The sequence below is a fragment of the Bacillus sp. X1(2014) genome, from assembly GCF_007678255.1.
This window is the reverse complement of sequence record NZ_VEED01000013.1, coordinates 68,677-89,178: the sequence shown is the minus strand read 5'-3', so window position 1 is coordinate 89,178 and position 20,502 is coordinate 68,677. Positions and strand designations below refer to the sequence as shown.

Here is a 20,502-nt window from a genome sequence, read left to right as displayed (position 1 = left end):
AGATGAAAATCGACGAATTAAAAGGATTCTTGGAAATCATTGAACAATCTTCTATTGACATTATGAAACTAGAAAAAGGAGATTTTAAGCTTTTTTACCAAAAGCAAGGGGTAGAAAACTTGGCTGCAAACTTTGAAAATCAGCACATGATTGCTGATAAGGCATTGCCACATCTCCCTCTAGAAGTTGCTAATCCTACAGTAAATACCGCTGACCAGGACGATAGCAGCTTACATGTCATTAAATCACCAATGATTGGAACATTCTATGCGCGTCCAAATCCAGACGCAGAGCCTTTCGTCCAAGTAGGATCAATGGTTTCCCAAAGCGAAACTGTATGTATTTTAGAAGCTATGAAACTATTAAATGAAGTCCATGCTGATGTCAACGGGGAAATCATCGAAATTTTAGTGAATGACGGACAAATTATTGAATATGGGCAGCCATTGTTTACCGTGAAGGTGAGTGAATGAGATGCTTACAAAAATATTAATCGCTAATCGAGGAGAGATTGCTGTCCGAATTATCCGCGCTTGTAAGGAGCTTAACATCAAAACGGTTGCTGTCTTTTCGGAAGCCGATCGGGATGCACTCCATGTGAAAATAGCGGATGAAGCCTATTGTGTGGGACCTGCACCTTCTAGAGACAGTTATTTAAACATCGAAAATATCATTAAGATTGCAACGTTGACTAATGTCGATGGCATCCACCCTGGCTACGGATTTCTTGCTGAAAATGCTGAATTTGCTGCATTATGTGGTGAATGTGGCATCGTCTTTATTGGTCCATCACCTGACTCCATTCGCAAGATGGGTATTAAAGACGTTGCGCGGCAGACGATGAAAGATGCCGGTGTTTTAATCGTCCCAGGGTCTGACGGAATTATTAAGGATTTTGAGGAAGGCTTGCAGATTGCTAAAAAAATTGGATTTCCAGTGATTATTAAGGCAACAGCCGGTGGCGGTGGAAAAGGCATCCGTGTTGCACGTGATGCCGATAGCTTAAAAAAGGGAATTGAAATTACACAGCAGGAAGCTGCAACTGCCTTTGGTGATCCAGGTGTCTATTTAGAAAAATTTATAGAGGATTTTCGTCACGTTGAAATTCAAATTTTGGCTGATATGGCTGGAAACGTCATTCATCTCGGCGAACGTGATTGCACAATCCAACGAAGAATGCAAAAGCTAATTGAAGAAACTCCATCCCCAGCAGTTTCATCCGAGACGCGCGCGAAAATGGGGCTGGCAGCTATTCAAGCAGCCCAAGCAGTCAACTATGTTGGGGCAGGTACGGTTGAATTTATTTACGATTATACAAATGACACATTCTATTTCATGGAAATGAATACCCGTATCCAAGTCGAGCACCCAATTACCGAGATGGTCACAGGTGTCGATTTGGTTCAGGAACAGATACGCATTGCTTCTGGTTTACCGTTACAACTTCAACAGAAAGATATCATGCTAACGGGCTGGTCAATCGAGTGCCGGATAAATGCCGAAAATTACCTAAATGACTTCATGCCTTCGCCTGGAAAAATAACAGAGTATACCCTTCCTGGAGGTCTTGGTGTCCGCATCGACTCGGCTGTTTATACAGGGTACACCATTCCACCCTTCTATGATTCTATGATTGCAAAATTGATTGTACATAGTAAAACGAGAGAGGAAGCCATTCGTAAAATGAAACGTGCACTTGAAGAACTTGAAGTAAAAGGGGTTTATACAACCATTCCATTCCACCAAGGCTTGCTGCAAAACGACGTGTTTTTAAGCGGCAACTTCAACACGAAATTCCTTGAAAAATATACTGTAACACCAAAAGTTTAAAATGTAGATTATATAGAAGGAACGGGGCGGTCTCTACATCAAATTGCATTGATGCAGAGACCACCCCGTTCTTTTTATTCTGTATACCCTAAACGCATTGATATTTCCTTTGCAACGTTTTTTACTTTCTTTGCATAGTTCTCAATGTTCTCCCCCTGATAATTTGCTTCGATACCAGCGATACTTATACCCGCAACAACTTCTCCTTTGTGATTAAAAATCGGAGCGGCAATGGCGGATGTATGATTTTCCAATTCAGAATGACTGATTGTAAATCCATCTATTCTTGCCTGTTTTATCGATTCATAAATTTTATCTTTGTCAGTAATTGTACCAATTGCAAACGATTTCGGCTCAATTGATTCGAGGTATGCCTGCACTTCCGAATCAGGTAAAAAAGACAAGATAGCACGTGGACAAGCACCAGCATAGAGTGGGCTTTTCCTTCCTATCGCAGTATAGAGACGAACCTTTTGTTTTGTGTCAATTTTCTCAATATAGATCGCTTCATTTCCATCTCTAACAATTAAGTTAATTGCTTCCTTCACATCATTATGCAATTCATTCATAAACGGATAGGAAATCTTACGCAAATCAATCCTACCCAAAACCAGATGACCAAATTTGAGAAACAAGAGTCCAAGTCGGTATTTCGAATCACTTCCTTTTTCCAAGAACTCCATTTCCTCTAACGACCTGAGCATTCGATAGACTGAAGTTTTCGGAATCCCCGATAGATTAATAATTTCTTGAAAGGATAATTCGGTATGCTCAATAAATAGATTTAATACATCCATCGAACGGACAACCGTTTTATTTTTGTTGTTCATTAATAGTAGTCTCCTTCCCATTCACCATTTCGCTTTTCGCATCGTAGTTACTCCTGCGATGAACTTTTCTATGTATTCATTAAGCTTTTCTTCCATACAACTTAAATATACTCCTACCATAAAAATTGACAAGCAAGGAAAAGGGAAAATCTCGCTTGAAATGAGATTTCCGAGGGATTTTTGAGATAACAAAATGAATGCTAAAATCAAGGCACCCTCTCATATATTAACAAATCCGTCTCGTGTTGGTTTTCATCTCACTTCCATTTAAATAAGAAGTCATGTCCTTGATTAAGTAAACAGCAGAAGTAAAATAAGCGGAGATTTTCCGGTTAGATACAGAATGGAGCTCGTTTCGGGGTAAATAAGGGGAGGTTTTCCGATTATGCAAAGCAAACTCCCCCCTTTTCATGTTTTTCGATTCAATAGGCGGAATCTCTCCGTCTATTGAAGCCATTTTTTATACTTTTCACAAATTAAGCGAAATTTCTCCGTCTATTTATCAAATCGGATGCTTAACCTGTTCCCCACCCTTAAGGAGAGGCATTGGGCTAACATCCTCATTTACTTATGATAAGGTTCTCAGTGACGTATCTAAATGAGGTTTATCCCTTCCAAAAATCACACCTTAATAATCAATTTTAACAAGAAAAAAAATGCATTTTCAATGTAGAAGCAGTTTTCTAAAATAAGAAATTATGTTCTTGGAAAATTTTTTAAAAATAATCCCGTTTCTAAACCATTATTATTTAAGCCGTTTATTGTTAAATGTTTTAAGGATTTTTCATATTTATTTTAGAAAGTTTTAAGGATTATATGATATGGTACATTTGCAAACAGTATCTCTCATTCAAGAACAAGCCAAAATGTTGAACTTCTACTAAAGAATGAGGAAGAGATGTACACTGGAGTGAATATGATGTCAATTAAAATGAGGTTTCTGCTGTCTTATGTTGGGGTAATCCTTATTTCTATCATTTTATTTTTAGCAGCCGGTTTTTTACTTATTTTTTCGATCACAGGTGATGTTAAATCCATCGAGCATTTTTACAAAAAATCCTATGTTCAAAAGCCATTAACTCCAATAGAGGAAAGTGTGTTTCTTGATTTAAAGCTGTTGGCTAAGAATAAACCTACGCAGCTTCTAATTCAAGAGAACCTGAAAAAGATTGACCAACAAGGCATTAAAATTGTCGTAAGAAAAAATCAAAACATAGAGTACGCTTCCCCCACTCTTGATCGGCATGCATTACTTAAATCTCTTCCCGGATTTGAAGCAACGAATATTAACACACGAGATACGATTAAAATTGAAGATTCCTTTTTTACGTATGTGAAGTTTGATTTCTATTTTCCGGATAATAGTAAAGGAAGTATCTTTGTTTTAAGAAAGGTAAGCTCCTATGCCGAATTGACTCGGGAGTTGTTTCCAATTTTATTCGGCCTATTGCTAATTCTGTTTATCATGATTATTGGACTTTTGAACTATCTAGTTTCACGCAGCATCATCAAGCCCATTTCAGTTCTTAGAGAAGGTGCAGAGAGAATAAAATCAGGAGATCTAAATTTTGAAATCAAAGCTGCTTCGAATGATGAAATCGGACAATTAAATAAAACGTTTGAGGATATGAGAATTAAATTAAAAGAGTCCGTAAATCTCCAGATTCAGTATGAGGAAAATCGAAAAGAACTATTGTCCAATATTTCGCATGATTTGAAGACTCCTATTACTTCAATTATTGGGTATGTTGAGGGGATAAAAGATGGCGTAGCTAATACTCCACAGAAGATGGACAAGTATTTATCAACTGTGTACCAAAAAGCTAGATATATGGATTCATTGATAGATGAACTGTTCTTATTTTCCAAGCTAGATCTAAAAAAAGAGCCCTTTACTTTTGAAACCATCGAACTGGATAAATATTTGAGAGACTACGTAGAAGACCTATATCTTGATTTACTCCAACAAGGGATTCAAATTGACCTTCATCTTTTGGACAAACCGATAAATGTAATAGCAGATAGGGAGAAGTTAAAACGCGTATTGGCCAACCTAATTAGCAATTGTGTAAAATATATGAATAAGGACCAAAAGAACATTACCATTTCTCTAAATGAAGGAATTTCTGACATAACTGTTCAAGTAAAGGATAACGGACAAGGGATCGAGCCGGCTGCTTTACCTTACATTTTTGATCGCTTTTACCGGGCAGAACAATCTAGAAATTCTCAGACAGGCGGAAGTGGCTTAGGACTTGCGATCACAAAACATGTCATTCAAGAGCATGGAGGGGAAATGTGGGCTAAAAGCAAGCTAGGTAAAGGTACAAGTATCTTCTTTTCCTTAAAGAAGAAAGGAGATGTATGGTGAAAAAGATATTGCTTATTGAAGACGATGTTAGTATTTCAGAACTGCAAAGAGACTATCTAGAAATTAATCATTTTAATGTTGAAATTCATCATGATGGTGATTCAGGTCTCCTACTAGCTCTTCAAAATCATTATGATTTAATTATTTTGGATGTCATGCTCCCAGGTGTAAATGGGTTTGAGATATGTAAACAAATACGTGCGGTTAAAAATATTCCTATTTTGTTTGTATCCGCTAAAAAAGACGAGATCGATAAAATTCGAGGTCTCGGTTTAGGGGCGGACGATTATATTACCAAACCTTTTAGTCCAAGTGAACTGGTAGCTAGGGTGAAAGCACATTTAGAGCGTTTTGAACGTTTAGCAGGAAATCAAGCTAAATCAAATACCATTTTCGTTCATGGAATATCCATTGATAAGTCAGCGCGCAAAGTTCATATGAACGGAGAAGAAATTCCGTTCACAACAAAAGAATTCGATTTGTTTGTGTTTCTTGTCATGCATCCAAATCAAGTATTAAGCAAAGAACAGCTATATGAAAATATATGGGAGTTAGAATCAGCAGCAGATGTTTCAACAGTGACAGTTCATATCAGGAAAATACGAGGGAAAATTGAAAGGGATCCTTCACAACCCAAATTCTTGGAAACTGTTTGGGGAGCCGGGTATCGATTCAATGTGTAAATTAATTAATCTGTTTTAGATACCGTCACTAAGGTGGCGGTATTTTTTTTATGGATATATTAAGAAATTTTCTTAAAAAGTTTATCTTTTTTTAAGAAATTATTTAGAGGGAGTTTAAGATTAAGCATTAACATAACTTAAGTAAAGATTAACGATAGGCTGGTGAGCTTGTGATGTGGAGGTGGCTGACAATAATCATTGGATGTATTTTCATTCTTCAGGGATGTGCCTCTGAAAACGCTGGAGATCCAAATAAACAGCAAAATGAGAGAAAAGGAGAGATAGAAGTGAATCAACAACTATTTCAAGCTGCAGAACACAAAGAAACGGACACCATAAGAAGACTAATTGAGGAAGGTATTGATATTAATTCACAGGACTCCCAAGGTCGAACTGCCACGATGATTGCGACTTATAACAATGACGTAGAGAATGCAAAAATCCTAATTGACGCGGGGGCAGATGTCAACATCCAGGACAACATGAAAAATAACCCCTTCCTGTATGCTGGCGCTGAAGGATATATAGATATTCTTAAACTTACGATTGAAGCAGGTGCCGACCCATCTGTAACTAACCGGTATGGAGGAACTGCTTTAATCCCTGCCTCTGAACATGGATATGTGGATGTTATTAAAGAACTTCTTACCAGTACTGATGTTGATGTTAATCATGTAAATAATCTAGGTTGGACAGCTTTACTAGAAGCGATTTTTTTGGGTAACGGTGACGAAAAACAGCAGCAAACAGTGCAATTACTAATAGATCATGGGGCAAATGTCAATATTCCTGATAATAAGAATGTGACACCTTTACAACACGCACGAGCAAAAGGATTTAAAGAGATTGAACAAATTTTGTTAAAAGCACGAGCGAAATAACAGGATCGTATAAGCCTCACTAAGTAAAAATAAGCCATATTTTTTCTATAAATTATAGATACTATTATTAAATACACTACAATAATGAAATAAGGAGACTACAAAATGAATAAAAAAGTAAAAACATTTTCCTCAATACTACTCGGGTTCACATTATTACTAACAGGTTGTAACACCATTGCACAAGCAAATCAAAGTGAACAGAAGCAAGAACAAAAAGCTAAAGATAGTATAAAGGAAAATAAGGTAACTAAAGGGCAGAAATTGGCTAGTATACTAAGCAATACAAACTGGCAAGGAACAAAGGTATATGATAAAGATAATAATGACTTAACAAAATATAATGCAAACTTTATTGGTCTTGCCAAATATGACGATGAAACATCGAGATATGAATTTTTTGATAAAACCACCAAAGAAAGTCGTGGCGATAAAGGAACTTTCTTTATCACCAACGATGGGAAGGTTAGAGTATTAATTTCAGAATCGATGGGTTACCAGGCTGTTGTCAAAATAACAGAGCTAAATAAAGATATGTTTACCTATAAAAGAATGGGTAAAGATGCTAATGGTAACGATGTAGAGGTATTTGTTGATCATATTCCTTATAAAGAAACAGAACTTTCCTTTACTGATCCGGATAAAAAGTTGCAATCGACTACAGGAGAAGTAGTGACAAACATTGATGGGGATAAAATATTAGCAGGTACCCTATGGCAAGGAACCGTGGCATTAGATGAAAATGGCAACGATGTATCCAGTTATAATTCAAATTATTTAGGTCTTGCCAAATATGATGATAAGACAAATAAATATGAATTTTTTGATGCCAAGACTGGTGAAAGCCGCGGTGATTATGGCTATTTCGATGTCGTACATGGAAATAAGATAAGAGCCCATGTTTCCCTAGGGATGAAGTATGGTGCTGTTCTTGAATTAACAGAGCTTAATGAAAATAAATTCACCTATAAAAGAAAAGGTAAAGATAAAGATGGGAAAGATATAACCATAACTGTTGAGCATATACCTTATAATGGTGATATTAAACTAAAATTCACTAAGTAATTAAATACTTTAAGAGGCATCAGCATCTAGTCAAAAAGGGAACGGTTTTCTCCGTTCCTTTTTTGTTTTTTTTATAGTAAGGGAATAATAACTAGTACCACTAAACTCCTTTTTATGCATGTGGTGTGGGTATATCAATGAAAGAAAGCTCGTTGAAAATGATTATGACAATCATTATTCTACCTGCCCTTGCTGTAACTTGGATGTTGTAGAAATTAATTAAGAGATTTAACGTTTAAATCAACTCTATAAAGGGAAAATACGTTTGTGTAGCTATAAATAAATTCAATTAAAATCTCAAAAATATTCCATTACGCTTTTTTTCGGGGAGGTAAAAGCATGATTCAGTATTTCATCGCAAAAGAAACGTTTACACATCAAACTGACTGTTTTTGTCCAGGTAGTATACATGCAACTACCTTAACTATTAACAAAATGGATATAATTGAAGTCTCTAATGAACAAAACTTTACTTTTAATAATGGGTGGTATGTTCTAGCTATCATCAATAACCAAGGACATTTCTATATAGCCCTTGAAGATTTGGACCATTATTTTTACCAAGGAAGGCTTGTAACTGACTTTGACTTAGAATTGAACTTAAACTATTTGCAATTTCAAATAGATCTGGCACTAGAAATAAGGGATGAAGAGTTATTTTTAAATCATACAAAAAAATTAATAGAATCTAGTGACCTTAAGGTGAAATTAGAGAACTATTTAAATAACTCAGTCATGAACCATTATTATCAATAATCAGGTACTATAAATCACATTTCTGAAGGAGAGCAATCCAGAGTGAGAGGTAATGAAAAACAGTTAATCATCCAGCAGTTACTAAACATGGAAATTTATAAATCAACTGATGATCGTCAGTTATATGAGTTAACATTACAAGAATTAAGACATGAATATTATAAATATGTGGAAACAAATTTGTGAGAATTAGAACTTCATCCATAAAACACCAGGCGAACAGCACCTGTCAATGTTCGCCTAGTATTTTTAAATTTATGTACGTTGTTATTCCCAGCCAATTATTGCATTGGATTTTTAAAATTATTAACCAAAATCTGCACTTCATCATTTTCGTGAATGATTCCAGGCCTTTCTACTGCACATACAATCCCCCGCCGCTTATAACCTGCACGCACAAAACGGACGGATAACTTTTCGTAATCTTCATAATGCTTTTGGATTTCATCCCCGGGCAAGGTGCAGGGCTGGTTTTCCCCCATACATATTAATCCTGCACCACTTGGGAAAAGGATTCGTGAACCCATGGTGAGTTTTGTTAATTCCGGAAATTCCTTTACCAAGAGATTAGCCCCTAACCACTCTGGCAGAACAGATTCAACACCTAATTCTTCTGCAATCCTGTCTAATTCCTCTACGGACACAATCGTTATTTGGCGGCGGTTTAGAATCTCTGTTCCTCTTGGATACATCGGCTGCCTTGAATCAGCCTTACTGGTTACACCAAAGTGCCGGTCCCCACGAATCCCCCCGAATTCAAGGTTTGTTTCTGATATTCTTCTAGTTACAAATGTCTTTGGATCATCTGCGATTAAAACTGCATTTATTTTTGCCCATACTTTTTCCAAAACGAAAGCTCCTATCCATTCAAACATTTCCTATAAAAATACCTCCCACTCCTGGTTGGATTGGAAATGCTTGGTTTATTTAGTTACTAACTACTCGAAGGTGTGGTAAAATTCATTTTATCATCAATTAAATCCAATACAAAGCAGGTGGTTACGCGTGTCCTCTGAAAAAGAAGTGAACCTTTATTTTGTCCGGCATGGGGAGACCCTTTTTAATGTAGAGAAACGATTGCAGGGATTTTGTGATTCACCTCTTACGGACAAAGGAATTGAACAGGCTAAATCTGTAGGAATCGGTTTATCTGATTTCGAATTTAAAGCAGTATACGCAAGTGAAAGCCAGAGAGTAGTAGATACGGCTAGGTACGCCATTGGCCATCGCAACATCCCCATCATTACTGATCCACGTCTAAAGGAAATGAACTTTGGTATTTTGGAATCTCTATTACAAACGGACATTCTGGATCAACATGGGAATATCCTAGAGACATTGTTTAGTCTTAAAGATTTAAATATGTCAGCACCTGAAGGGGAATCCTACCTACAGCTTTTTACACGAACAAGTTCCGCTATCGATGAAATCATTCATAAGCATAAAAATGATGGTGGAAATGTTCTAGTATTTTCACATGGGGTTACAATAGGCAACTATTTAATGCAATTAGCAAAAATGAGCAGGTATATTCACCATGATAATTGCAGTGTTTCTGTGGTCAAATATTTGAACGGTGAATTTTATGTAGACAAGATTGCTGACACTTCTTTTAGAGATAATACAAATTAAGATATTTAGATGGACTAGTATAAGTACTAATAAGCCATATAGTATGAAATTCTTGCAAAAAGAATATCCCAAAATCACAATGAAAAAAGGCTCTGACGACTCCCTCTTGGTCAGAGCCTTTTCTCATTGGGGCTTTCCGGTAACGCACCCCCTTATAAAAGTGAAACATAACCAACTCTATACTTAATTTCATCAGCCTTTCCTTCAGGAAGAACCTCAGCAATTTCATTTTCTATACCTACTTGTCCAGCTATTGCTTTTGCTGTCTGATGATTATCCCCGGTAATCATCATTCCCTCTATTCCCATACCTTGTAGGCGGCTTATGGCTATTTGAGGTTCCTTTTAACAAACTATCAATATCTGATTAACTACAATTTATTACAAAGTCATTACATTAATTTTACGATTTCGACAAATTATAGCAAATTATTCAAGTGATAGGTAAACTAAAATTAGTAAAAGAAACGATTACTAAGGGGATACAAATGAAAAAGAAAATTATAGCATTCGTTACAGCTACCGTATTCGGGACTTCTTTATATAGTACGTCGGCCATGGCTGCAACAATCAAAGTTAAAAGTGGGGATACTTTATCAAAGTATTCAAAGCAATATAAAGTATCAGTTTCAGAGATTAAGAAAGCTAATAAATTATCAAGTGATAGAATCAAAATAGGTCAAAGTATATACATACCTGAAAAAGGCAAGGTCGTGACTAAATCTAGCACTAGTTCATCTTCATTAGTATATACGGTAAGATCCGGTGATAGCTTGTCATCAATCGCGAAGAAGTATAGGACAACTGTGACACAATTAAAAGCGGGGAATCGATTGAAATCGGATCTAATTAGAATAGGTCAAAAATTAAAAATTAGTAGTGGTACTGTAACATCACCTGTTGCTCCAGCTCCCGCAGCAAATAAACCTGCAGTGTCTACCATTAATAAAAACAAGTTGATTCAAAACGCTAAAACTGTGGTTGGCAGCCCTTACAAGTGGGGAGGAACTACTCCAAGCGGTTTTGATTGCAGTGGATTTATTTACTATGTGATCAACAAACAAAAATCCGTATCTCGTCAGACTGTTGCTGGATATTGGAACAAGATGAAACCTGTGTCTACTTTATCCGTTGGCGATTTTGTCTATTACGAAACGTATAAAAAAGGTCCTTCACATATGGGAATCTACGTGGGAAATGGTAAGTTCGTTCATTCTGGTTCCCGAGGAGTTGAAATTTCCAATATGAATATCTCTTACTGGAAATCTCGCTATCTTGGAGCAAGACAACTCTAGTTTCAAAAGTCCTTATGTATCGATAAGGACTTTTTTAATTTATTTAGAATGGTGAATTTTATGTAGACAAGATTGCTGACACTTCTTTTAGAGATAAATACTACCTAAAATAACTTCTCCCCCTGGATAAACCCAGGGGATTCTTTTTTTAAACACTCATCATCATCAAATGCTAAAGATATCAAATCTATTGTCAAATTTGATCACTTTTTGATTATTATTTTTCAGGATAATCAGATAAAGATGTCTTAAAGCTGTGAAAGCCTATATGATTCCTTGACCAGCTCAAAAAAATTTTTTACAGGTGCTGAGACAAAATGATGTTCAAGCCAAATGACTCCTAGAGAAGAGGTTAAATTAGCATCCTTAATCGGTGTTGAGTAGAGACTTGTGTTTCCATAGACATCTAAAACAGATTTTGGCACGATTGTTGCTCCCATCCCTCCCTTAACCATCTCCATTAATACTTGCATATCAGAGCATTCCGCAATACTTATTAGTGGAAGCTTCTGTCTAGAAAATGCCTCATGAATAGTGTTATAGATGCCTAGGCCCTCAGAACTTGGAATAATTAGGGGCATATGAGAAATTTCTTCCAAAGATTGTATATTTACCTCCTTCTTACTCACGAAAACAAAGGGCTCATTAATTAGATGATGATAAGTCAAACCACGATGTTCAAGTGGAAGCCGTACAAATGCCATTTCAATAGCCCTCGTTTTTACCATTTCCGCTAAATAAAGAGAATCATTTTGAACAACTTTTACAGAAACAAGGGGATATTTTTTGTGGAAGGATTGGAGCATTTCTGGAAACCCCGTAACCGGTAAGGTATTGATCCCCACAGAGAGAACGCCCCTTTTCCCCTCATCTGTTTCCTTTAACTCATTTTTTAGTTCTTCCACACTGTTCACAAGATGCAAAGCACGATTATAGAGCACATTTCCTTTATCAGTTAACTCCATACTCTTACCCTTTCGCTCGATTAATCTAACACCTAGCTCATCCTCCAATTGTTTCAACTGTATGCTGAGCGGTGGTTGAGACATATGCAGCCGATTAGCAGCCGCCGTAATATTCTTTTCCTCAGCTATTGCTATAAAATACCGTAATTGTTTAATGTCCATTGATTTCTCCTACTATATAAAAAATGTATGGTTTCTATATAAATTATATATTTTTCGTATAGTGTAAGTCCATGATATGATAACTATCGATTTCATCGGTCGTTAGAAAGGGGATTGAAATGGAACGATTTTTTAAATTACATGAACATGGTACGACAATCTCAACCGAATTTTCTGCAGGTTTTATTTCATATATAACCGCGGTCTACATTATTATTGTTAACGCAACGATTTTGGCAGTGGCTGGAATTCCAATGGAGGCGGGAATCATTGCGACAATATTAACTAGTTTTTTGGGATGTATACTTGCAGGATTATGGAGTAATACACCGCTTCTTCTCATTCCTGGTATGGGGCTCAATGCCATGTTTACCTATACCATCGTTCAATCAGGGGGATTTACATGGCAGGAAGCGTTGGCGATGACTTTTGTTTCAGGGTTGATCTTTGTTGCTATTGCCTTTACACCAATGGCGAAAGTAATTACATCCGCCATTCCTAATTCCTTAAAAGAAGCCATTACGATTGGTATTGGAATTTTATTGATTTTAATTGGGTTTGACAATGCTGGTATTATTACGAATTCTGAGCACACCCTGCTTGCCATTGGGGATTTAAGCAGTCCCTCAGTCATCACGACATTTATTGGTTTGATTATTACGGTTTTTTTATTTATTAAAAATGTGCCAGGAAATCTTTTATTAAGTATTATGATTACCTCGTTATTATCGATTTGGCTTGGGGGAGCCACTTTTGAGGGAGCTTCTTTTTCAAGGGCATCATTCCATGAATACTTTGACGTGTTTGGGAAGGCTTCGTGGGCACAAGCAGGTAATATCGTATTCTGGCTAACATCCATTTCATTTGCAATGGTGGTTTTGTTTGAAAATATCGGCTTGATCCATGGGCAGAGCAAGATGTTAAACCGCCCTGAGAGCAGTAAAAAATCACTCCAGGCAACTGCTGTTTCGGTTTTATCTGCTGGAATCTTTGGAACGAGTCCTACCGTTTCATCAGTGGAAGCTGCAGCGGGGATTACCGCTGGTGGAAGAACAGGCTTAACCAGCGTTGTTGCCGGGTTTATGTTTCTTATTTCGATCTTGTTTATTCCAGTGATTAAAATGGTTCCCGCCAGTGCGGTATCGCCCATTCTAATCTTAATCGGTGTACTCATGCTGCAGAACATTGTTCATATTTCAATGGACGATTTAACAGAGAGTTTCCCAGCACTTCTAATTATTGTACTGATTCCATTGACGTATAGCATTGCAGATGGCATGGCTATCGGCTTTATTCTATACCCATTAATGAAGCTTTTAATGGGGAAAGGGAAGGAAGTTCACCCTGCGCTATATTTGATTGCTATTCTGTTTATAAGCAATTTTGTAATTCCATATGTATTTTAAGAGTAGGAACTCATTAAGTGGGCGCAAAAAAGTTCTCTACTATATCAAAAGTACCCTTACCCTCAAGTATTTTGTAGGAAAAGAATTTAATCAAATGAACCAACACCTGATTATCTTCTTAAACAATGATCTGTACAAGCCAAAAATTTACAAGTATTTCTAACTTGTTCATTTTTGGCTTTTTAATTTTTTAATAGAAAAACCTCATTTACATACGGTAAGTTTCACCTTAACGGATCTTAGTTGGCTGCTCCTGCCTCTTCCTATTTTTTAAAAGTTCCTGTCCTTGGATTCTAGTATTCCTAGAGAGAGTTTCCACTATTTATTTCCACAAATTTTTGCGAGGCAATGATAAATTCTTTTACAGCAGGCGTACAATCCTTAATAGACTTTACTGCTAATCCAATAGAACGATAGGTTTCAGGAACAAGTTCAACAGTAGAAATTTGTGTCAACCAGTTTGGTAATGTTAATCGAGGAACAACGGTTAGCCCAAGTCCTTCTAGGACCATTGAGATAATGGTTTGATTATCTTCTATCTCAAATTGAATATTAGGTTTTAATCCTTTGGATTGAAACCTTTCCTTGATCAGTACCTCACAGCCTGCCTTTGGCAAGATAAAGGGTACCTGCGATAACTCCTCTATGGTTAAGGACTTATGCTCATGGAAAGGGTGACCGCTAGGTACTAGCACAACTAATTTATCTTTTAAAAGAGGAATCGTCTCCAACCTTTTAACCGGCAGCGAAACAAATCCAATATCGACCACTCCACTTTCTACCCATTCAGTAATTTTGTCATAGCTCCCCTCATATAGCTCCAACTCAATCCCTTCATACCTGCTTTTGAAATAAGAAATAACGCCAGGCAATAATTTAGCTGAAGCGCTTGGAAAACTTCCGATCTTAACTTTACCCAATTCTATCCCAAGAATTGCAGCCGTCTTTTGTTTAATCTGTTCCGACTCTGACACAATATTCCTCATATGACCAATCATCCGTTTTCCTGCATCCGTCAATGAAACCCCATTTCTGCCTCTATTTAATAGAATTATCCCCAGTTCTGACTCCAAAGCAGATATATTATGGCTGACACCAGATTGAGTGAGTCCTAAATTTTCGCCAGCCTTCGTAAAATTCCCTGTGTCTACAACCTTAAGAAATACTTCATATTGAAAAACAGTCATGGTTCCCTCCTCCGTTTCCTAAAATAAGGGCACTTATTTATTTTTGAGGTGAATTTACATTAAAATTTCTCATGTATTCGATTCATAATATTCATTTTACTTATACATAAGTAGTGCATATGATTAAAGTACAAAAGTTCAAGGAGGAGAAATAACATGAAACAAATCCCAGTTTACCATATTGATGCTTTTACCGATGTATCGTTTGGTGGAAATCCTGCGGGGGTCATTCCCCATGCGGAAATTTTATGTGCGGAAGAGATGCAAAAAATTGCCAATGAATTGAACCTTCCAGAGTCCGTTTTTTTATTGCCTTCGTCTCATCCTGAGGCAGATTTTAAAGTGCGATATTTTACACCGCTGGAGGAAATTAATTTTTGCGGCCACGCAACAATTGGTCTATCATGGTTACTTGGAACCAAATACAATTGGTTAGAAAAAGCTGATCAGATTGTTTTTGAAACCAATGTAGGATTGATTCCGGTAAAATGGATAAAAGAAAACAATCAATTGATTAGTGTTTCTATGACCCAGGTAGCTCCAAGGGTGAAAGAAATTGAAATCAATAAAGACACACTTGCCCAACTAGCCGGTATTCAAACAACTGATCTGGATGAAAGATATCCAATTCAACTAAGCAATACCGGAAACTGGCATCTGCTTGTTCCAGTAAAAACACGTAAAGCGATTGATTTAGCTGAGCCGCAACTAAAAGAGTTAGGCAGCATGAATCGGGAGTATAATATTTCAACCACTCATTTATTTACCTTTGATACAAATGGGGAGTTTGATATTTATACAAGAGATTTCGCCCCTGGCATCGGAATCAACGAGGATCCTGTAACTGGTGCAGCAAATGGCGCCTTAGCCGGGTATTTGTTTTTAGAAGGATTTCTTTCAAATAAACAAACTCATCATCTTAAAATAGGTCAAGGCCACGCAATTGGCAGACCAGGTACATTATATATAACGGTTCATTCCGAAAATAATGCACCAATCATTGAAGTAGCTGGAACAGCGGTAATAACGATCGAAGGGAATATCAACATTTGATAGAGAAACTATCGCAAATGCCCAATTAGAGTCATTTCCTCTAAAAAATAGGTTCATATTATTGATTGATCTTTCAAAGCTGGTCGATAAAAAGCTGCTGATTTCCGCATCTAGGAACAGAGGTCATTTATCGGTTGGGGAATCAGGTTAAGCCCCCCGCTGATAAATAGACGGAGAGATTCCGCTTAACTTGTAATTATTATTAAAAAAGGCTTAAATAAACGGAGAGATTCCGCCTATTGACTCGAAAAACGTAAAAAAGGGAGATTTTGCTTTCCGTAGTCGGAAAATCTCCCCTTATTTTCCCCGAAACGAGCTCCATTCTACATCTAACCGGAAAATCTCCGCTTATTATACTTTTGATGGTTACTAAGACTAAACTTCCCCACTAATACAAAAAGAAAAAGCTGCCAAAATGACAGCTCTAATCTTCATAGTCTAGCGCCCGTTATAGCAATTAGTTTATTTAAAAGAAATCTTCACAACATCATCCAAAAATTTCGTTGAACTATATCCAAAAATCTGCAGCCTTTTGGGAATCACTTTCTCCCCAGCGCCGTTACCGTCTATCTTCATGGTTTGAACGGTAACAAAATAGCGAGGCCGCTCGATTTCTTCAAATGGGACAGTCATTTTATCTGTATCGTATTCCATCCCGTTTTTATCAACAAGCACTCCATCCGTATTCATCTCCATCGAAACAGACTCATTTTCATCCTCTCCCACAATATTGAAGTTAAGCGCCTCATACGCTCGATTCTTAATTTCATGATCGCTTATGACAATAATGGAAGGCTGTCCAACCTCCAGTTTGTCGATAGAGATTGTACTGCCTGCATATTCAAAAGTTTGAGGATATTGCTTAGTAGCATCCAGTTCGATGGTTTTTGGGTCTTGAAACGTTAAATTAATAGATCCGAGTTGAACGTTAACCTCTTTTGGCTTTTCTCCAAAAAAAGGGTCAAAGTTTGTTTGAAAAGTAGTCCAATTCATGTCTTGTTGTGAGTCCATAAAAGAGCTGCCATATATATCAGGTTTCACTTTTTTATTGTTCACTTCCAGATTGTCAAAATTAAGAACATCAATCATTTTCTCTGGCTTTTCATTATTAATCCCATATTGCAGAATCGTGGCTGTTGGAGCTATGGTTAGTTTATCAAATCGAACCGGGACTCCCTCGACTTCTATTTGTTCATTCAAGGCATATTCAACGGAAGGCTGTTTTGTCACAGGAATCTCAAAGTTCCATTCCCCTGTTTCATATCCTATGTTCTCGTTAGCGCTAATATCATTCCGGTCAGAGGAATCACGAATCAATTTCAGGAGCTTTGTGATCTTCAGTTTGATCGTCCCATTTTCCGTTTTGAGTGGCATCAGACTAATCTTCCCTTGAAACACGTTCTTTTCTTTATTATTTTCTTCAGACTTAAGGTCAGGAGGATAATACCTAGGATGGCCTTCAGTATTCATGATTTCAAGTTCATTCTCCACAAAAACCCCATCATCATAATTCATCATATATTGATTTTCATCATTTGTATCTTCGATTTCATAAAATACGAGCGTCTGAATATCATCAGCAATCGCACTTCTGATCTTAATTTTCACCCCAGCGCTTTCCGTTTCTAGGTTCAGCCTTTCACCAAGGTCCCGTTGCAGAAAGGGACGCAATTCCTGATCTTTTTCTGTCCATGTATAGTAAAGGCTGGTAAAAGTCCCTGTAAAAACTTCTATCCCTATTAATAATGCAAAAAAACTTGCCAAAACAATTCCTATTCTTATACGTTTCTTGTTCTTCTGTTGTCTGAGCTTCTCCTTTTCTGCCATCCTAGCTTTGACGTTCACCATGAGATCTGCTGGCACATGGAAATTCTCTATCCCTTCAGTAAGATTTAACATGGTTAGCATGACATCCTGAAAGACAGCTAAATCATCCTGGCAGTCTTGACAATGATAAATATGTATCTCAAAATCAATCTTTTTCGACCGATCCAGGGTTCTTTCTAAATAATCAATGTAATCCTTATGATATTCCTTACAGCCATTATAGTGTGATCCGTACCCCATTTCTTTTCTAAGTGACTGAATTCCGGAAAACAAAAGCTCTTTCATCTTTTCCACTGAAACTTGGAGAAGATGTGCCGCTTCCTCATGAGACAGTCCTTTTACATAGGTAAGGACCATCGCTTCTTTCTCGTACTCTTTCAATTGATCAAGTGCTTTAAAGATATCCTGACGTGGTTCACTTTCTTCTGACACTTGTACACTTCTTTCTTTACAAAGCTCACGGCAGGTATGTATGAAAATGGATGTAACCCACGTTTCGAATGATGTTTCACTTTTAAATCGAGGCAATTCCTTGTGGACTTTTAAAACGGACCGGTAAAAAAGCTCTTCCATTTGCTGCTGATTACTAAGAAAGGACCAACCAAGTGTATAGAACGTTTGTTTATGGTGATCGAACCAATCGAAGATGGATTCCACGCTTTTTTTGCTAATTGTAGTAATTGAAAAAGGATCTATTTTTGCTGGGATCATTCATGTGTTTCCCCCTTCAACATTCTCTTTATACCAAATGGTATTTACATCATGAATTTCTATTAATCTCTTTTAATTATAATATAATAAACTTAAAATTGGTCTATATTTCCTTTTCTTGAATTATATATAAAATCCAAAAGTCTCTATTTTGTTATATTTGTATTGATAAAGTAAATGGCTCAGTCCAATACTGAGCCATTTACTTTTGTTTATTCAAGTTTCATTTTTAAGTAACACTGCCTACAGGGTCAAGCGTGTTTCGGCAGCACTGCTTTCATAGGGTAAAATTCAGTTTCCATTATACCAGCAATTACAGCTGGGTCTTCTTCGACAAGTTTTGGTACTTGAGCTTCATTTTCAACTTCAATTATGGCTAGTCCATGCGGAGCTGAAGGATTTAAAACAGGACCGAAGACCAGAGCAATCCCCTGATTTTGTTTGTTTGTCCAATAGTCAATATGTTTTAACATAATATCCCGTTCTTCAATTGACATATCCTGATGAAAAGTTGTTCTCGGCGGAGTAGATTTTAGCATAAAGTGGATTTTAGCTGTAACTTTACTTGCTGTATTGTCCGACATCCTCATTTACCTCCATCAAATTAAATTTCTTAATCCTAGTTACGACACTAATAATTATTCCATAAACCCCTTTCGGAATACAATGAATCCCCGACAGATTAGGGTCTAAAAAGAAAAAGAACATCATATTTATTTATATTGAATTTTTTTGTTAGGAGGGAAAGGATGCCCAACTCTCAATATCCAGATATGAAGCCTCATCTAACGACACGTAGTTTACATCCTGAAAGTCAGGAAACACCCATTCAGTTTATAGAAACTGATATCATCCATAATCGTTTATTTTATAGACAAAACCACTTTTCTTATCCTTCTCTTTCTTATTCCAACTATTGGCTTCCTATAAATGGCTTTGTCTTAACTCAAAAGCTGCTCTCCATGCAAGATCTCCTACAACTCCCATCGAAAACGGTTAAAGTAATCCTTGAATGCGCAGGAAACAAACGTAGTTTTTTTGACCCTAAAGTATTTGGAGAACAATGGGAAAAGGGTGCCATTAGCCAAGGGTATTGGAAAGGAGTTCCGATGCGAACCCTTCTTGACCTAGCGGGAATAAGAGTAGGGGCAAAAGAAGTGATCGTGGAAGGGTATGATTACGGAAAAAGAACTGACTTAGATTCCATTTATACTTATGCTCGGAGTTTACCTTTGGAAAAGGCACTACATCCTGATACCATTATTGCTTATGAGTATAATGATCAACCAATTCCGTTTAAACATGGTTATCCATTAAGATTGATCGTTCCACAATGGTATGGTATGGCTTCTGTTAAGTGGATTAAGCAAATAACCATTACTGATTCTAATTTTAAAGGGCCATTTCAGTCCATTGACTATGTTTATTATCCACATAAAGAGAGTAACAAAGATACTAAGCCCGTCACAAATATAAATGTTAACTCTACCATACAAAAACCGTTAGATATGGATGTTCTTAATACTGGTAAGCACCTAATTAAAGGTATCGCTTGGACAGGGAAAGGGTATATAACAAAGGTAGAGGTCAGTACTGATAATGGGAAAACGTGGTTAAATGCGAAAATCGAAAATGAAAATTCCAGTGGTTATGAATGGGTTTCTTGGTCATATGAATGGTCTATAGTAGAGAAAGGGGAATACACGATCTTATCAAGAGCAACAGATTCTACAAATAGAATTCAGCCAACATCACCCTTTTGGAACAAAAAAGGCTATGGATACAATGCAATAGATAAAATCAAGGTAAAGATAGAATAGAAACCAATAAAGTAAGCTGCCAGGAGTAA

Annotated in this window: 21 protein-coding genes; 13 read left to right on the top strand and 8 right to left on the bottom strand. The window is 36.8% G+C overall.

From position 1 onward, the window contains the following. Nucleotides 1–2: 2 nt before the first annotated feature. Together accB and accC are read left to right on the top strand one after the other, a co-directional pair. Complete coding sequence (gene accB, locus FS608_RS20890; protein ID WP_260871754.1) at nt 3–473, top strand: acetyl-CoA carboxylase biotin carboxyl carrier protein; 471 nt, start codon at nt 3–5, stop codon at nt 471–473. A 1-nt stretch (nt 474) separates the two neighbouring features. Next, a complete protein-coding gene (gene accC / locus FS608_RS20885) occupies nt 475–1,830 on the top strand; it encodes an acetyl-CoA carboxylase biotin carboxylase subunit (protein WP_144554519.1) in 1,356 nt (451 codons plus the stop codon). Nucleotides 1,831–1,904: 74 nt separating this feature from the next. Here the strand turns inward: accC and FS608_RS20880 are convergent, their stop codons facing one another. Both FS608_RS20880 and FS608_RS30880 read right to left on the bottom strand, forming a co-directional pair. After that, a complete protein-coding gene (locus tag FS608_RS20880; RefSeq protein WP_144554518.1) occupies nt 1,905–2,660 on the bottom strand; it encodes an IclR family transcriptional regulator in 756 nt (251 codons plus the stop codon). Nucleotides 2,661–2,886: 226 nt separating this feature from the next. Then, entirely contained in the window at nt 2,887–3,117 is a 231-nt protein-coding gene (locus tag FS608_RS30880) for a hypothetical protein (protein WP_222127385.1), read from the bottom strand. A 462-nt stretch (nt 3,118–3,579) separates the two neighbouring features. Between FS608_RS30880 and FS608_RS20875 the strand changes: the two genes are divergently transcribed. The 6 genes from FS608_RS20875 to FS608_RS20850 all read left to right on the top strand — a co-directional run bounded on the left by FS608_RS20875 (nt 3,580) and on the right by FS608_RS20850 (nt 8,602). Then, nucleotides 3,580–5,031, top strand: coding sequence for a sensor histidine kinase (locus FS608_RS20875; protein ID WP_144554517.1), 1,452 nt, complete (start codon nt 3,580–3,582; stop codon nt 5,029–5,031). Beyond that, nucleotides 5,028–5,714: a response regulator transcription factor gene (locus FS608_RS20870; protein ID WP_144554516.1), complete on the top strand. Its 687-nt coding sequence runs from the start codon at nt 5,028–5,030 to the stop codon at nt 5,712–5,714. Before FS608_RS20875 ends, FS608_RS20870 begins: the two co-directional genes overlap by 4 nt. A 173-nt stretch (nt 5,715–5,887) precedes the next feature. Next, a complete protein-coding gene (locus FS608_RS20865; RefSeq protein ID WP_144554515.1) occupies nt 5,888–6,595 on the top strand; it encodes an ankyrin repeat domain-containing protein in 708 nt (235 codons plus the stop codon). A 105-nt stretch (nt 6,596–6,700) separates the two neighbouring features. Beyond that, a complete protein-coding gene (locus tag FS608_RS20860; protein ID WP_144554514.1) occupies nt 6,701–7,660 on the top strand; it encodes a DUF4822 domain-containing protein in 960 nt (319 codons plus the stop codon). Between the two features lie 339 nt (nt 7,661–7,999). Beyond that, on the top strand, nt 8,000–8,416 hold the full coding sequence (locus FS608_RS20855) for a hypothetical protein (RefSeq protein WP_144554513.1): 417 nt from the start codon (nt 8,000–8,002) through the stop codon (nt 8,414–8,416). Between the two features lie 42 nt (nt 8,417–8,458). Then, the gene (locus FS608_RS20850) at nt 8,459–8,602 is read left to right on the top strand and encodes a Fur-regulated basic protein FbpA (RefSeq protein ID WP_144554512.1); all 144 of its coding nucleotides are present in this window, start codon (nt 8,459–8,461) and stop codon (nt 8,600–8,602) included. Nucleotides 8,603–8,697: 95 nt separating this feature from the next. On the opposite strand, the gene FS608_RS20845 is transcribed toward FS608_RS20850, so the two are convergent. After that, nucleotides 8,698–9,264, bottom strand: a complete 567-nt coding sequence (locus tag FS608_RS20845) for an MOSC domain-containing protein (protein WP_395947800.1) — start codon at nt 9,262–9,264, stop codon at nt 8,698–8,700. Nucleotides 9,265–9,421: 157 nt separating this feature from the next. Here FS608_RS20845 and FS608_RS20840 point away from each other — a divergent pair, with 157 nt between their 5' ends. Further along, nucleotides 9,422–10,048, top strand: a complete 627-nt coding sequence (locus tag FS608_RS20840; protein WP_186328833.1) for a histidine phosphatase family protein — start codon at nt 9,422–9,424, stop codon at nt 10,046–10,048. Between the two features lie 152 nt (nt 10,049–10,200). On the opposite strand, the gene FS608_RS20835 is transcribed toward FS608_RS20840, so the two are convergent. Next, on the bottom strand, nt 10,201–10,341 hold the full coding sequence (locus tag FS608_RS20835; protein ID WP_395947799.1) for a hypothetical protein: 141 nt from the start codon (nt 10,339–10,341) through the stop codon (nt 10,201–10,203). Nucleotides 10,342–10,535: 194 nt separating this feature from the next. Here FS608_RS20835 and FS608_RS20830 point away from each other — a divergent pair, with 194 nt between their 5' ends. After that, nucleotides 10,536–11,342, top strand: coding sequence for a C40 family peptidase (locus tag FS608_RS20830; RefSeq protein WP_144554508.1), 807 nt, complete (start codon nt 10,536–10,538; stop codon nt 11,340–11,342). A 248-nt stretch (nt 11,343–11,590) separates the two neighbouring features. Here FS608_RS20830 and FS608_RS20825 read toward each other — a convergent pair whose 3' ends face one another. Then, nucleotides 11,591–12,469: a LysR family transcriptional regulator gene (locus tag FS608_RS20825; RefSeq protein ID WP_144554507.1), complete on the bottom strand. Its 879-nt coding sequence runs from the start codon at nt 12,467–12,469 to the stop codon at nt 11,591–11,593. Between the two features lie 119 nt (nt 12,470–12,588). Between FS608_RS20825 and FS608_RS20820 the strand changes: the two genes are divergently transcribed. Further along, on the top strand, nt 12,589–13,875 hold the full coding sequence (locus FS608_RS20820; protein ID WP_144554506.1) for an NCS2 family permease: 1,287 nt from the start codon (nt 12,589–12,591) through the stop codon (nt 13,873–13,875). A 302-nt stretch (nt 13,876–14,177) separates the two neighbouring features. Here FS608_RS20820 and FS608_RS20815 read toward each other — a convergent pair whose 3' ends face one another. Next, on the bottom strand, nt 14,178–15,062 hold the full coding sequence (locus FS608_RS20815; RefSeq protein WP_144554505.1) for a LysR family transcriptional regulator: 885 nt from the start codon (nt 15,060–15,062) through the stop codon (nt 14,178–14,180). A gap of 156 nt (nt 15,063–15,218) precedes the next feature. On the opposite strand from FS608_RS20815, the gene FS608_RS20810 reads away from it, so the two are divergent. Continuing rightward, the gene (locus FS608_RS20810) at nt 15,219–16,115 is read left to right on the top strand and encodes a PhzF family phenazine biosynthesis protein (protein ID WP_144554504.1); all 897 of its coding nucleotides are present in this window, start codon (nt 15,219–15,221) and stop codon (nt 16,113–16,115) included. 462 nt (nt 16,116–16,577) lie between these two features. Here the strand turns inward: FS608_RS20810 and FS608_RS20805 are convergent, their stop codons facing one another. Both FS608_RS20805 and FS608_RS20800 read right to left on the bottom strand, forming a co-directional pair. Further along, nucleotides 16,578–18,653: a sigma-70 family RNA polymerase sigma factor gene (locus FS608_RS20805; protein ID WP_144554503.1), complete on the bottom strand. Its 2,076-nt coding sequence runs from the start codon at nt 18,651–18,653 to the stop codon at nt 16,578–16,580. A gap of 251 nt (nt 18,654–18,904) precedes the next feature. Then, a complete protein-coding gene (locus tag FS608_RS20800; RefSeq protein ID WP_144554502.1) occupies nt 18,905–19,237 on the bottom strand; it encodes a YciI family protein in 333 nt (110 codons plus the stop codon). 165 nt (nt 19,238–19,402) lie between these two features. Here FS608_RS20800 and FS608_RS20795 point away from each other — a divergent pair, with 165 nt between their 5' ends. Further along, complete coding sequence (locus tag FS608_RS20795; RefSeq protein ID WP_144554501.1) at nt 19,403–20,473, top strand: sulfite oxidase; 1,071 nt, start codon at nt 19,403–19,405, stop codon at nt 20,471–20,473. The last annotated feature ends 29 nt before the right edge of the window (nt 20,474–20,502 follow it).